This window comes from Butyricimonas paravirosa (assembly GCF_032878955.1).
Taxonomy (GTDB): Bacteria; Bacteroidota; Bacteroidia; order Bacteroidales; family Marinifilaceae; genus Butyricimonas; species Butyricimonas paravirosa.
Window position 1 is genome coordinate 523,810 of record NZ_CP043839.1, and the last position, 13,187, is coordinate 536,996.

General features: G+C 42.7%; 15 protein-coding genes. 7 read left to right on the plus strand and 8 right to left on the minus strand.

All coding sequences use genetic code 11. The features are described from left to right. Window positions 1-19: 19 nt before the first annotated feature. The 4 genes from F1644_RS02205 to trmD all read right to left on the minus strand — a co-directional run bounded on the left by F1644_RS02205 (window position 20) and on the right by trmD (window position 2,920). Complete coding sequence (locus F1644_RS02205; protein WP_118302189.1) at window positions 20-1,174, minus strand: FecR family protein; 1,155 nt, start codon at window positions 1,172-1,174, stop codon at window positions 20-22. Window positions 1,175-1,450: 276 nt separating this feature from the next. Then, entirely contained in the window at window positions 1,451-1,573 is a 123-nt protein-coding gene (locus F1644_RS02210; protein ID WP_255378861.1) for a hypothetical protein, read from the minus strand. A 10-nt stretch (window positions 1,574-1,583) separates the two neighbouring features. After that, window positions 1,584-2,129, minus strand: a complete 546-nt coding sequence (locus F1644_RS02215) for an RNA polymerase sigma-70 factor (protein WP_118302188.1) — start codon at window positions 2,127-2,129, stop codon at window positions 1,584-1,586. A gap of 113 nt (window positions 2,130-2,242) precedes the next feature. After that, a complete protein-coding gene (gene trmD, locus F1644_RS02220) occupies window positions 2,243-2,920 on the minus strand; it encodes a tRNA (guanosine(37)-N1)-methyltransferase TrmD (RefSeq protein WP_087420418.1) in 678 nt (225 codons plus the stop codon). A 107-nt stretch (window positions 2,921-3,027) separates the two neighbouring features. Between trmD and F1644_RS02225 the strand changes: the two genes are divergently transcribed. Next, window positions 3,028-3,549 carry a GNAT family N-acetyltransferase gene (locus F1644_RS02225; protein ID WP_204247529.1) on the plus strand — a complete coding sequence of 174 codons (522 nt, stop codon included), beginning with the start codon at window positions 3,028-3,030 and terminating at the stop codon, window positions 3,547-3,549. A gap of 127 nt (window positions 3,550-3,676) precedes the next feature. On the opposite strand, the gene F1644_RS02230 is transcribed toward F1644_RS02225, so the two are convergent. Genes F1644_RS02230 through F1644_RS02240 form a run of 3 tightly spaced genes read right to left on the minus strand, consistent with a single transcriptional unit; the run spans window position 3,677 to window position 7,174 of the window. Continuing rightward, window positions 3,677-5,800, minus strand: coding sequence for a S9 family peptidase (locus tag F1644_RS02230; protein ID WP_118302187.1), 2,124 nt, complete (start codon window positions 5,798-5,800; stop codon window positions 3,677-3,679). Window positions 5,801-5,822: 22 nt separating this feature from the next. Then, window positions 5,823-6,590: an amidohydrolase gene (locus F1644_RS02235; RefSeq protein WP_118302186.1), complete on the minus strand. Its 768-nt coding sequence runs from the start codon at window positions 6,588-6,590 to the stop codon at window positions 5,823-5,825. 35 nt (window positions 6,591-6,625) lie between these two features. Next, window positions 6,626-7,174, minus strand: coding sequence for a 1-acyl-sn-glycerol-3-phosphate acyltransferase (locus F1644_RS02240; protein ID WP_027200099.1), 549 nt, complete (start codon window positions 7,172-7,174; stop codon window positions 6,626-6,628). Between the two features lie 194 nt (window positions 7,175-7,368). Between F1644_RS02240 and rplU the strand changes: the two genes are divergently transcribed. The 5 genes from rplU (at window position 7,369) to ruvC (ending at window position 10,385) form a co-directional block, all read left to right on the plus strand. Beyond that, complete coding sequence (gene rplU, locus F1644_RS02245) at window positions 7,369-7,680, plus strand: 50S ribosomal protein L21 (protein WP_027200098.1); 312 nt, start codon at window positions 7,369-7,371, stop codon at window positions 7,678-7,680. A gap of 32 nt (window positions 7,681-7,712) precedes the next feature. Then, on the plus strand, window positions 7,713-7,973 hold the full coding sequence (rpmA, locus tag F1644_RS02250) for a 50S ribosomal protein L27 (RefSeq protein ID WP_087420422.1): 261 nt from the start codon (window positions 7,713-7,715) through the stop codon (window positions 7,971-7,973). Between the two features lie 139 nt (window positions 7,974-8,112). Then, window positions 8,113-9,387 (plus strand): serine--tRNA ligase, encoded by a 1,275-nt coding sequence (gene serS, locus F1644_RS02255; protein ID WP_087420423.1) that lies wholly within the window; start codon window positions 8,113-8,115, stop codon window positions 9,385-9,387. Window positions 9,388-9,475: 88 nt separating this feature from the next. Beyond that, the gene (locus F1644_RS02260; protein ID WP_118302185.1) at window positions 9,476-9,781 is read left to right on the plus strand and encodes a DUF4286 family protein; all 306 of its coding nucleotides are present in this window, start codon (window positions 9,476-9,478) and stop codon (window positions 9,779-9,781) included. 49 nt (window positions 9,782-9,830) lie between these two features. Beyond that, window positions 9,831-10,385 (plus strand): crossover junction endodeoxyribonuclease RuvC, encoded by a 555-nt coding sequence (gene ruvC, locus F1644_RS02265; RefSeq protein ID WP_087420425.1) that lies wholly within the window; start codon window positions 9,831-9,833, stop codon window positions 10,383-10,385. A 146-nt stretch (window positions 10,386-10,531) separates the two neighbouring features. Here ruvC and F1644_RS02270 read toward each other — a convergent pair whose 3' ends face one another. After that, window positions 10,532-12,220: a tetratricopeptide repeat protein gene (locus F1644_RS02270; protein ID WP_229782424.1), complete on the minus strand. Its 1,689-nt coding sequence runs from the start codon at window positions 12,218-12,220 to the stop codon at window positions 10,532-10,534. Between the two features lie 146 nt (window positions 12,221-12,366). Here F1644_RS02270 and F1644_RS02275 point away from each other — a divergent pair, with 146 nt between their 5' ends. Then, window positions 12,367-13,182 carry a glycerol acyltransferase gene (locus tag F1644_RS02275; RefSeq protein WP_087420426.1) on the plus strand — a complete coding sequence of 272 codons (816 nt, stop codon included), beginning with the start codon at window positions 12,367-12,369 and terminating at the stop codon, window positions 13,180-13,182. The last annotated feature ends 5 nt before the right edge of the window (window positions 13,183-13,187 follow it).

Below are 13,187 nucleotides of genomic sequence, written 5' to 3' on the forward strand. Positions count from 1 at the left end.
ATATGTAAAAATCACACCTCTACAACGAAGACACCCGTCGCACGATAACCACCTTGTCCTTCACGTCGAAATCCAGATCACCCGTCTGCCGGAAGACATCGAGAACTTCGTTCAACGTGGCGTATCGCGCCACCTTCCCCGAATAAATAAAATCCTGGACATCCGGGTTCTGGAAGAAAAACTCGAAATCATACCACCGCGCCAGTATCCGCATCACTTCATCGAACGGGGTCTCCCGGAACGCAAACAGGTCCTCCATCCACGCCGTGTAGTACCCCACGTCTACCTTTTGGCTAGTCATTATTTCCCGGTCTTTATCAAAAACAGCTTGCACACCCGGGGTCAAAACAACCTCCCCCCTTCTTTCACAATCCCTGACTTTCACCTTTCCCCGTACAAGAGTCACGTGTTCCTCGGGATTCTGGTGATATGCCATCAAGTTAAATTCCGTCCCCAACACCTCCACTTCAATATTTCCCGTGTGGACAACGAACGGGTGTGCCTCGTCCCGCTTCACCTTGAAATAAGCTTCCCCGTCAATCCATATTTCCCGGCACGTTCCCTCCTCGAAGCTATTCGGGAAACGAAGGATACTTTCCGCGTTCAGGAACACCTCGGTCCCGTCGCTCAACTCCACGTTATAAGTTCCCCCTCGGGGAACGTCAACCGTGTTCCACTCCACCTTCCCGTTTGCTTGTTCCCGGGCTTCAAACATCAACTTCTTTCCATCACTTTTCAGCACGGTCTCCTCTGTTATAATATCCCCGGCAAGATCCAACGAGTAAGATTTTCCCGACGCCGTGTTCAACTTCACCTCATGTGGTTGCACCCGTGCAATAATTACCCGCGTCTTCTCCGGTTTTTGCATCAGGAACAAACCCCCGACTCCCAGTAGCAAGACAATCCCCGCGACAGCACACGCCCGGTACATTCGAATCACCCGGCGGCGACGAAAGCTTGTCTGCAATACAGCCGACCAGTCCATCTTATCATCGAAATACGCGATTTGCCGTATTCCCCCCTGCCAACGCTTTTCCTCCCGGATTTTGTCCAGTAATTCCCGGTTAGCAGGGTCCTCTTCCAGCCAGCTTTCCAGTTTTTGCCGTTGTTCCTCGTCGAGTTCGCCTTGCAGCATTTCCACGATCCATTGTTCTAATCCTTTTGGGTAGTTCATCGTCAATATCTTTATTATTTCATTTTTCAATAATTACAGGCAAAATCCGGGAAAGACTAAATGACACGCAATTTTTTTTCAAAAAATTTTTCCACCCATGAGCTTGACAGGATTATTTAGAAAGAAACAACTGTCCTCCCGACAAGTTCAATCGTCCCGGGAGAAACATAGCTGAATCCAACTTTTACAGATGGTTATAAATAAACGAAAGTGCATTCTTGTCTGACCGTGGATTCCTTGTTGCACGTCAGAACGGGAAGTAATTCCCTGTTATTTTTACTTATCGTCTGTTAAAATGGCGGCGATAATCGGGCGATAAGGCGGTAATAAGGCGGTGACAGCACCTAACAGGCAGACAACAGGCAGGTAACAAGCGAGTAAATCCCATGACTTAGGCAAATAATTCCATTTACTTAAACACTTCCGGAAGAATAAAAATCAACACGTAAAGATTTTTCAACTTTTCACGAAGTAATTGTTTCCCTCTCATTTTCTGGGCCCTCACCGTGTTCACGCTAATAGCAAGTTCCCGGGCAATAATCTCGTTACTTTGATTCTCTATATAACTCATGTAAAAAATCTTCCGACATTCCGGGGGAAGTTCGTCCACCGCTTTTTTTAATTTCCGGTAAACCTCGGCGATAAAAACCTCGTCATCCGGCAATTCGATAATCTCCTCTTCCCTGTGCAGGTGAAGATACTTGAGTTTTGACCGTTTTTTATCGATGTAATTCAAACTTGCGTTCTTAACGGATAAATAAAGGAAATTTCGTCCGTGAAGAGAAGTCTCGAACTTCGGACGGGCCTCGATCAAGTGTACGAAAATATCTTGCACAATATCCTGCGCAACTTCCATATCACAGACATAATTCAAGGCGTAATAACAGAGGGAACCGTAATATTCCTTGTACAGGGATTCTATTTCCCCTAATTCGTCCATGTTTTTGACTATCATAACTACGCCCCTCTTATTTTGGGTACAAACTTACGAATTTTTCATTACACGCAAAATTCTTACAGACATTTCAGACGTTTAACGTGTATAGCCAAAGACATTCGATTCTCCGTTTACTCATCGAGCAAATCCGGCCGCAAAGCCCTCGTCCGTTCCAATGCTTGTTGCTCCTGCCACTCGTCAATCAAGGCATGATTACCGGATAACAAGACTTCCGGAACCCGCCACCCGTTAAATTCAGCAGGACGCGTATATACAGGCGGGGCTAACAAGTTATCTTGAAAAGAATCAGTCAAGGCAGAAGTTTCATCCCCCATGGCTCCCGGCAACAGGCGTACAACGGCATCCGTCATGATGCAGGCAGGTAACTCACCACCCGTCAACACGTAATCACCCACGGATATTTCCCTCGTAATCAGATGTTCACGCACCCGGTGGTCCACCCCCTTGTAGTGTCCGCAAAGAATCATGATATTTTCTTTCAATGACAATTCGTTCGCCGTCTTCTGGTTAAAAACAGGAGCATCCGGTGCCGTATAGATAATCTCGTCATAATGTCGCTGGGAAGTCAACTCGTTGATACAATCAAAAATAGGCTGAACTGCCATCACTAACCCAGCATCACCCCCGAAAGAATAATCGTCCACCTTCCGGTGTTTATCTTTCGACCAATCCCGAATGTTATGAATATGGATTTCCACGATTCCCTTTTCTTTCGCCCGTTTAATAATCGAATGATTCAAAGGGCTTTCCAGCAATTCCGGCACTACACTTAATATATCGATACGCATGACTAAACAATTGAATGTTGAAAAATGAAAATTGAAAATGACTTTTCAAATTCGGTACAAAGATAGTAATTTATTTATCTTTGCCCGTATATTTAAAAATGACGAAAATGGTTATTGAAAAAGGTGTACACGCAGATATTGATGAACTGGCACGACTATACGATGATTTAAATGATTTTCTGGACTCGGATATAAATCACCCCGGATGGATCAAAGGAGTATATCCCGTTCGGCAAATCGCAGAAGCTGGGATTAACGAACAACACCTTCACGTGGTAAGGCAGGAAGGACGAATTATCGGCTCAATCATTTTAAATCACCATCCGGAACCGGCATACAATAAGGCTTCTTGGGGGATCGAATCGGATTACAGCAAAATATTCGTGATCCACACTCTCGTGGTTCATCCCGATTTCCTGAAAGCGGGTGTAGGAAAAAAACTGATCTCTTTTGCCTGTGAGTTGGGAAAAGAGCTACACATGAAAGCTATCCGGCTCGATGTATACGAAAACAACATTCCCGCCATCAAGCTGTATGAAAAATTCGGTTTTAACTATATCGACACGGTTGATTTAGGCTTGGGGGACTACGGACTACATAGATTCCGCCTTTACGAAAAGATACTATAAATGGAGAGGGTGTGTCAAAAGGTATTTTTCAAACTCCCTCCCCCCTTCGGGGTACTCCCTCTATAAACAGAGGGAGAGCTGAAATACCTTTTAACACACCCTCCCATTTTCAATTCTTCATTTTCAATTACCGCAAGTAGTCCTCGAAATAATTCGTCACTTTCTGCATTAGATGAATCCGGTCCCGTCCCATCACGTTATGCTCGGCACACGGGTAAGGGAAGTAATCCACCTGCACGTTATTCTTGATACACTCCCGGATAAAGCTCAAACTCTGTTCCCAAACCACAACCGGGTCAACAGCTCCCTGGCAGATCAACAACTTACCTTTCAGATCTTTTGCCTTGGCGATTAAGCTCGTTTTAGCATATCCTTCCGGGTTCTCCTGCGGGGTATCCATGTAACGTTCTCCGTACATCACTTCATACCATTTCCAGTCGATTACGGGACCTCCGGCAACCGCCACTTTATAAATGTCAGGATAATTAGTAATCAACGAAATGGTCATGAAACCACCGTAACTCCAACCATGAACCCCGATACGATTCGCATCCACCCACGGGAAAGCTTTCAACCACTCAATTCCCTTCACCTGATCTTTCATCTCAACTTGTCCGCATTGACGGTGAATAATATCCTCGAAAGCCTTACCGCGGTTCGGCGTACCGTGATTATCGATCACGAATACCACGTAACCATGTTGAGCCATATACATTTCCCACATCCGCAAGGAAGCATTCCACGTATTGGTTACCAACTGTGAATGAGGCCCACCATACACGTAATGAATCACAGGATATTTCTTGTTCGGATCAAAATCCATCGGTTTAATCAAACGATAGTATAAATCACTACCATCATCTGCCTTAATCTTACCCAACGTGATCTCCCCGAAATTGTAATCCTTATTCGGGTTCTCCACTTCCTGCAAACGACGTACAACCTTTCCGGTATTCATCGTCAGATCCACGTTACGAGGTACTTTGATGCTACTATAATTATCAACGAAATAAGCACAGTCACCACTCATCGTGATATTGTGCCATCCCTCTTCCATCGTCAAACGGTTTTTCTTCCCGCTTTTTACCTCTACCCGGAAAAGTTGTTTCTCCACCGGAGAGATTTCCGATGAAAGATAATATACATATTTCCCGGCAGGATCAACAGCCACGAATTCCACGTCTGCATCCACGTCTGTCAGACGACGAATTAATTTACCGTTCACATCGTGCAGGTAAAGGTTCATGAAACCATCCCGGTTATTCGTAGAATAAATGAATTGTTTCGGGTTGTTAGCCAAGAACACCAAACCGCTTTGCGGTTCCACGTAAGTATTGGACTTTTCCTCGAATAAGGTAGCAATCAATTTACCCGTTGACGCGTCATATTTATTCAAACGCATATGATCCTGTCCCCGGTTAAGCACCTGAACATATACCATATCAGACTCCGGAGCCCAAGTAATTCCCGTCAGGTATTGTTCGCGGCCGAAATCATTCGCATCCAGAAAAGTCGTCTTAGCAGAAGCTATATCATAAATCCCAAGACTCACTAACTCGGATTTCATTCCTGCCATGGGATACTTAATCTCCTTTAACTCGCCCGTGCGGGTATTGATGTCCAGCAACGGGAAATTCGTTACCTGGCTCTCGTCTTTACGGTAAAATCCCAGTTTCTTTCCGTCCGGAGACCAAAAAATACCACCCGTAATTCCGAATTCATTCCGGCTAACCACCTGCCCGTTCACGATATTCTTGTCCTCGTCCGCGGTAACGGTATAACTATTTCCACGTTCGTCCATGTAATACAAGTTATTATCGATCGTGTAAGCATACATATTACCCGCTTTAGAATAAGTCTCGTTAGCAGCCCCTTTCGGGAATGTAAATTTCTGTTTCACCTGTTTCTTGGCAACGTCAATGTGGTAGATACTCCCTTGACGAGCTATCACCAGAGTGTTATCATCCAACCAAGAAAAATTAGGGAATCCTCTCAATTCGGCTCCCAAGATCCTGTTCAATTCCGCCACCGTGAGCAATACACTCTTTTCACCTTTATCGACAGATTCACCCATCAAACCTTCCCGGTCCAGATAGGTCAACTGATTCTTGTCGCCTTGCCATTGAATATACTTGGACCGGGGATATAAATGATACCCTACCACGGCCTCTTCCATGGTTAAAACCTTTTTTTGTGCGCTTAAATCGAACATCATACTTAATCCGATTATTGCCAAAAACATCCTTTTCATGCTTTACTTTTAGCTGTTATTATTAATCTTCAATTGTAAATTCATCCCGATCCTCCAACACGGGGAACTTCACACGAAATTCCCGTAAAGCTTTCAAATCAATATCCACCTGTTTCACCTCGTCGGCAAAAGGTTCACAAGCAACCAAGACATCCCCTTTAGGAGAAATAACTGCCGAATCACCGGAATAACTCAATCCTACCCCGTCTTCGCCCACTCGGTTCACCCCAATGACGTAACATTGATTCTCGATTGCCCTGGCCATTAATAAAATTTGCCACGGTTGCCTCCTTGCCTCCGGCCAGTTAGCCACGTACACGGCCAAGTCGTAGCCACACGTGTTACGACTCCACACGGGAAAACGTAAATCATAACAAATGAACGGTGCGATTCTTACTCCCTGGTAATCAAACACCAACAACTCATTCCCTGCTGTGAAATGCTCTTTTTCCTCTCCCATCGTGAACAAATGCTTTTTGTCATAATGCAAGATTTTACCATCCGGAAAAGCCACCAACAAACGGTTGTAATAATGCTCGTCTTCGAAATAAACGGTCGATCCCATGATCAACGCGTCTTTTTCCCTTGCCCATTCCTGCATACACTGGTAAACAGCCTCGTAAAAAGGCGCTACCCGTTCTTTTCCCTTCATGGTAAATCCCGACGCAAACATCTCGGGCAAAACGATTATGTTTGCTCCTTCTATCGCTGCTATCCGCTTGTTAAAAAGTTTCAAGTTCACCGGTACATTCTCCCATTCCAAATGTGCCTGTACGATCGCAACATTCATATATACTATTATTTATTATACAATAATGATTTCTGTTAATCGCCCGCGGAAAAGTTTTCCGGGTGACGCGGGTTCGCATCCTTGTATGTTGACATGATATATTTCAAATCCGCATCCGGATCACCCGTTGGTTCAAAGCGGGGGCCCCACGTGCAATATTTATCCTTGTAATCAATACGTCCCAAATACACCGGCACCCCAGCCTCCTTAGCTATCACCAGAAATCCCTTTTTCCATTTCTTCCGTTTTTTCCGGCTCCCCTCCGGGGTTATAGTCAAATACATAACATCCCGTTTTTTGAATTCCTCCACCATTCTCTCCACGATATGATTCTCCTTATTCCCCCGATCAACAGGAATCACGTTCAAAGCCCTTAATATCGGTCCTAACGGAAAAAAGAAAAACTCCTTCTTCATTAAAATATAAGTAGGAACTCCTTGACTTATAAAAGTCAGCTTTCCCCAGATAAAATCCATGATAGAAGTATGCGGTACGGATATAACCACCGCTTTTTTATCCGCAGGCAAGCCGCCCTTGAGTTTCCATCCGAATATCTTCAATATCAGCCGTGCAATATGTTTCATAACCATTCTGTTTTCTTAAATCCCGTCAAAGTTAGTGTTTTTTGAGGAAAGATAAAATTATTGATAAAACTTCGGTAAACTATTGGTTCGTACAAAAACAATTATTACTTTTGCCGAGCGAAAATTTAACCTCAGGGGTACAACAAGTGGAAGAATCCCACCCCACGGTATTAACTTAATAATGAAATAGAACAATGTACGCAATTGTAGAAATCGCAGGACAACAATTCAAAGTTGAAAAAGACCGTAAAGTCTATGTTCACAGACTGACTGCAGAAGAAGGCGCTCAAGTTGAATTTGACAAAGTGCTTTTAGTAGACAACGAAGGTGACATCAAAATCGGAACTCCGGTTGTAGAAGGAGCTAAAGTTACGGCAAAGGTATTATCTCACGTGAAAGCTGACAAAGTAATAGTTTTCAAGAAAAAGAGAAGAAAAGGATATTGTAAGAAAAACGGTCATCGTCAATGTATGACCCAGATTCAAATCGAAGCTATCAACGCTTAATTTATTTTGTAACTTCTAAAATTTAAAACGATATGGCACACAAGAAAGGAGTCGGTAGCTCTAAGAACGGTCGTGAATCAGAAAGTAAACGATTAGGAGTAAAGGTATACGGCGGACAATTTGCTAAAGCAGGTAATATCATCGTTCGTCAAAGAGGAACAGTACATAACCCGGGATTAAACGTGGGTATCGGTAGAGATCATACCTTATTCGCATTGATTGACGGAAAAGTTGTTTTCAGAAAAAAACAAGACAACAAATCTTACGTTTCTATTGAGGCTATCGCCGAATAAGTAGAAAAATGAACATATTTAAGCTCCTGTCCTTACAAAGTACAGGAGTTTTTTTTTATTTTTACGCCTCGAAACAAGAACATCCGTGTTCCCGTTTCGATGATTTAAAATTAAAATCTAAAATTTAAAATTACCAGAGATGCTAAACCTTAAATTTATTCAGGAAAACAAAGACACGGTCATTCGGAAATTAGCCGTGAAGAACTTTGATGCCAAGGAATTAGTTGAGAAGATTATCGCTCTCGACAACGAGAGAAAGAATTTACAAAAAGAATCGGATAACAAGCAATCCGAAATGAATAGCATCTCCAAGCAAATCGGTTCCTTGATGAAAGAAGGAAAAAAAGAGGAAGCCGAGCAAGCAAGGGCTAATACAACCCGTCTGAAAGAAGAGATTGCAGCCTTGACTGCCCAACATAATAGCACCCAGAACGAGTTGAACTCACTCATCGTTCGTTTACCGAATTTACCACATGACTCCGTACCTCCCGGAAAGAGTGATGCGGACAACGTGATCGTGAAAATCAGTGATAACGTGCCTGCCCATGAAGAAGGACAACTTCCCCACTGGGACTTGGCGAAAAAGTATCAGTTGATTGATTTCGAAGTAGGTGTGAAGATCACGGGTGCCGGATTCCCCGTCTACAAAGGGTTGGGAGCCCGTTTACAAAGAGCCTTGATCTACTTCTTCTTGGAAGAAAACACCAAAGCGGGCTATCAAGAAGTGCAGCCCCCGCTTGTCGTTAATGAAGATTCAGGTTTCGGTACCGGTCAGTTGCCCGATAAAGACGGACAGATGTATTACGTGAACGAGGACAAACTATATCTTATCCCCACGGCAGAAGTGCCTGTAACCAACCTTTACCGGGATATGATCGTGGATGCCGACCAGTTACCAATCAAAAACACGGCTTACTCCGCCTGTTTCCGCCGGGAAGCCGGATCATACGGAAAAGACGTGCGCGGGTTGAACCGCCTGCACCAGTTCGATAAAGTAGAGATCGTGCAGATCACCCGTCCGGAAATGTCTTACGAGGCTCTCGACGGTATGGTGAAACACGTGGAAGGACTGTTAATCAAGTTAGGATTACCTTATCGTATCGTACGTCTATGCGGTGGTGATTTGAGTTTCACCTCTGCCCTAACCTTCGATTTTGAAGTGTATTCAAAAGCACAGGATCGTTGGCTGGAAGTCAGCTCTGTTTCCAATTTCGAAGAGTATCAGGCAAACCGTCTGAAACTACGTTTCCGGGATAAGGGAGACAAGAAAACGACCATGGTACACACACTAAACGGTAGCGCCCTGGCATTACCGAGAATCGTGGCCTCCTTGCTGGAGAACAACCAGACTCCGGAAGGTATCCGGGTACCGGATGTACTCCGTGGGTTTATGGGTACCGACTATATAAGATAAAAACTGAAAACTAAAAGATAAAAGTTAATCCTTCACGGATCTTTTATCTTTTAGCTTTTAGTTTTTAACTTTTATCTTTTAGCTTAATATGCGCTTTATATACAACACGACATTCAGTATTGACGAAAACATTGCAGAGGAATTCATTCAGGTTATCCGGGGTGGTTACATCGCTTATCTCAAAGGCAAAAACCTTTGTAATGACATTCTATTTACCCGTGTCATGATTCGTGAAGGAGAAGGCCTGTCCCTATCCCTACAACTCATATTCCCTTCTGCCGAAGAATACACCATCTTTATAGAAAACTACAAGGACAGGTTATTGCACATGCTGGTAGATGTGTTCGGGGAGAATCTTTTATATTTCAGTACCACTCTCGAAGAGATTGAATAAATCGAAATTCTGACAGATTTTCGCTATATTTGTAATCTAAAACTGATAGATGGAAAAATTAATCATGGGGATAGACCCCGGTACAAACTTCATGGGATATGCAATTCTTAAAACAACCGGAAAGAATTGCAAACCGGAACTTGTCGTGTCGGGAGTCGTTGACATGAAAAAAATGACCGATCCGTATCTCAAACTGCAAAGAGTATTTCAACGCACACTGCAAGTCATTGATTCTTACCATCCGGACGAATTGGCTATCGAATCACAATTCTACGGTAAGAACATCCAATCTATGCTGAAACTCGGACGGGCACAAGGTGTAGCCATCGCAGCCGCTCTACAACGGAATATTCCCATTTTCGAATATGCCCCGAAGAAAATTAAAATGAGTATCACGGGAACAGGAGAGGCCTCCAAAGAGCAGATTGCCCTTTTGCTAGGCAAATTCATGACGATACCGACCACCATTTCCACCTTGGATGAAACAGACGCCATCGCCATCGCCTATTGCCACCACCTACAAGGCAACTTACCCACCACGGGAAATCCCAAATGCAAGGATTGGGGTGACTTTATCAAACAGAATCCGGATAAGGTTTTGTGAAACAATGAATTGTTTCACAAAGTTACAGGTTACAAGTTAACAGGTTACAGGTTCGTCATAACGTGTAACTTGCAAACTTGTAACCTGTAACAAATCGGGCCATAGCTCTCGCTACGGCCCGATTTAAAATGCAAAGTCAAACAATTTTAATCAACAATATCCAAATAAATACTTTCTTGAGCGTAAGGATAAAATTCTTTATCAGTACTTGCCCTCTCTTTCAATTGCGGGTCAAGTTGTATAGCTTTCTGTAAAGCAACAGCCATTACCTGTACATCTTTTACTCTTGCTGCAGCCACGGCCATCATGTAATACTCGTACCCTTCCGTCAGATTCAACTTCTTCAATGTCTCCAAAGCGGCACGATTATCATTAGCCATCAACTGAGCGTAAGCCAGATTCACATTCGGCATCGCTTTCAAGTAAGGAATAGCTTTATTGTACTCTTTATCTTTCAATAACAACATTCCCAAATTATACTTCGCCTCATTCTTTATAGAAGCTTTCGTATACATATCTTTAGCCTGAGTATTATTCCCTTCATTTTGATAAACAATACCAAGATTATTCAGCACTTCCGGTTTTTGATTAATTACAGCTGCCGATTCCAGTAACTTTCTAGCTTTTCTGTAATCTTTGTTACGAATAGCAATGACAGCCAAATCATTCAACAAATTTACATCCGTACGAGCTGACAAAACTGAAGTCTCTTGTAATTGAGGTACGTAATAAGTTGTCACCTGATCCTCCACCTGCATCACTTCAGGCACGGTATAGAAAATGTAGAAATCAGCCCGCCGCAATGTCGGAAGAATCACATCTTTCAATTCCGGTACGGTCTTAATATACGATTCCAAAACAGCCTCCCGTTTCTGTAAATTCGGGGCATTCTGTAAATCCTTCACGATTTGTGCCTTATTCTTCAAGTTGGAATCATTCAACAACATATACAAACCTTCCCAATTCTCGCTCACCGTGTTGGAAACGATAAATTTAGTATCTTTTGCCATCGGCGTGTTAGCCAATCCCAAATCTTTCATGAAATAAGCCTTAGCCGTATTGAAACGATTCGTGGTCAAGTTCTTGTTTAATCTTTCCGGTCCTTCCGGGGAGCTGGAAACGTACATTAACATATTGGTAATCTTGGCATTTTTGTCTGCCAGAATTTTCTTCATTTCTTGAGCAGCCTGTGCCATAACAGACGATTTTTTCTGCGCATCTGTAATCACTGATTTAGATAACGGGAATAACACATACCCGCTAATGATTCCCACACCTGTTGCCGGAACATCTTTCACAAAAGTTTCGGTAAACAAAGGAATTGCATCCGGATTGTTCGGTAGAGAATACATATATGTTTTCCATTCCTTCACCCCATTCGTGTTTAATATTGCCGGAGTAAACGCAACAGTTTTATTTCCCATGATCGCCTCAATATCAGCGATTAGTACCCCTTTTTGCATACCGTCACGATAAGGGAATGATAAATTATAAGTTCCCAACGTGTTTCCTTTATATTCCACCACCGGGTAATTGGTACCCTTCACCTTCTCACCTTGGAAATAAAGCGGTTCCATCGCTTCTTCCCCACCGGGATATTGCATTTTAGGAGTCACTTTCAAAATTAACTTTTTATAAAACTGCCTGGGAGCAAAAGCAATATTATAATTAAAATTCACAACCCCATCCACCGCAGTCAACTGCTGAGGAGAAACTTTCCCCACAATTGCCGTTTCGATGGCCTCTCTCTCCAACTTCTTCATGGTATTACACCCCACCATCAAGAAAGAGAGCATCAAAATAACTCCACTCGTTATCAAAGATAATTTTCTCATAGTTCTCTTTTTTTGCGTTTAACTTATTCTATCCATTAAAAATGTTCATATTTTTCAATTCATATCCTCTCTAACGAATTTTATTGAATAAGGTTTTTTATCTTTGTCAAAAGTTTTGAAACAAGGAGATTCAATTCACATTTATTATGGAAGAAACTGTTAAACCGATATATATTGAACAACTTTTCAAAAGTAAGAATCCGAAGTTAGCCCGCTGGATTCCGAAATTCGTTTATTCATTTTTAAAACGTGTGATCTGCCAAGACCAGATCAACGACTTCATCTCTAAATACGGGGATCAAAAAGGCTTGGATTTCGCCGAAGGTATCTTGGAATATCTTGATATTTCTTACATCATCGAAGGTAAAGAGAATTTACCTGCCCCCGACGGACGCTATATTTTTGCCGCAAATCACGCTCTCGGTGGACCGGATGGTATCATTCTGATCTCTTTCTTGGGGAAAATATATAAAAAGCTTAAATTCCCGGTAAACGATTTACTCATGAATCTCAAGAATCTGAATAATATCTTTTTACCGGTTAACAAACACGGAGCCTTAGCCAAAGAAGCTGCCGTGGATTTGGAAAATGCGTTTGCCTCCGATGCCCAGATCATCACCTTCCCTGCCGGAATGGTAAGCCGCAAAGTTAAAGGCGTGGTTAAAGATTTGGAATGGCAAAAAAGTTTCGTGGTTAAAGCTGTTAAATACCAACGGGACATTATTCCGATACGGGTAAAAGCGGAAAATTCAAAATTCTTTTATAATTTAGCAAACTTTCGTACCAAAATAGGACTAAAGGTTAATCTGGAAATGATGTATCTCCCCAAGGAAACATTCAACAAGAAAGGTTCAACTTTTACACTTGTCATCGGGAAACCCATTAAATGGGAAACCCTAGATAAAAGTAAAACACCGAAAGAATGGGCGGAAGAGATAAAGAATATTGTCTACCAATTATAGATCTA

Bases quoted from the DNA above. Each gene is read 5' to 3' on its own strand.
- F1644_RS02205 (WP_118302189.1), bottom strand. From the start codon at position 1,174: ATGAACTACCCAAAAGGATTAGAACAATGGATCGTGGAAATGCTGCAA.
- F1644_RS02215 (WP_118302188.1), bottom strand. From the start codon at position 2,129: ATGATAGTCAAAAACATGGACGAATTAGGGGAAATAGAATCCCTGTAC.
- trmD (WP_087420418.1), bottom strand. From the start codon at position 2,920: ATGCGTATCGATATATTAAGTGTAGTGCCGGAATTGCTGGAAAGCCCT.
- F1644_RS02225 (WP_204247529.1), top strand. From the start codon at position 3,028: ATGGTTATTGAAAAAGGTGTACACGCAGATATTGATGAACTGGCACGA.
- F1644_RS02230 (WP_118302187.1), bottom strand. From the start codon at position 5,800: ATGAAAAGGATGTTTTTGGCAATAATCGGATTAAGTATGATGTTCGAT.
- F1644_RS02235 (WP_118302186.1), bottom strand. From the start codon at position 6,590: ATGAATGTTGCGATCGTACAGGCACATTTGGAATGGGAGAATGTACCG.
- F1644_RS02240 (WP_027200099.1), bottom strand. From the start codon at position 7,174: ATGAAACATATTGCACGGCTGATATTGAAGATATTCGGATGGAAACTC.
- rplU (WP_027200098.1), top strand. From the start codon at position 7,369: ATGTACGCAATTGTAGAAATCGCAGGACAACAATTCAAAGTTGAAAAA.
- rpmA (WP_087420422.1), top strand. From the start codon at position 7,713: ATGGCACACAAGAAAGGAGTCGGTAGCTCTAAGAACGGTCGTGAATCA.
- serS (WP_087420423.1), top strand. From the start codon at position 8,113: ATGCTAAACCTTAAATTTATTCAGGAAAACAAAGACACGGTCATTCGG.
- F1644_RS02260 (WP_118302185.1), top strand. From the start codon at position 9,476: ATGCGCTTTATATACAACACGACATTCAGTATTGACGAAAACATTGCA.
- ruvC (WP_087420425.1), top strand. From the start codon at position 9,831: ATGGAAAAATTAATCATGGGGATAGACCCCGGTACAAACTTCATGGGA.
- F1644_RS02270 (WP_229782424.1), bottom strand. From the start codon at position 12,220: ATGAGAAAATTATCTTTGATAACGAGTGGAGTTATTTTGATGCTCTCT.
- F1644_RS02275 (WP_087420426.1), top strand. From the start codon at position 12,367: ATGGAAGAAACTGTTAAACCGATATATATTGAACAACTTTTCAAAAGT.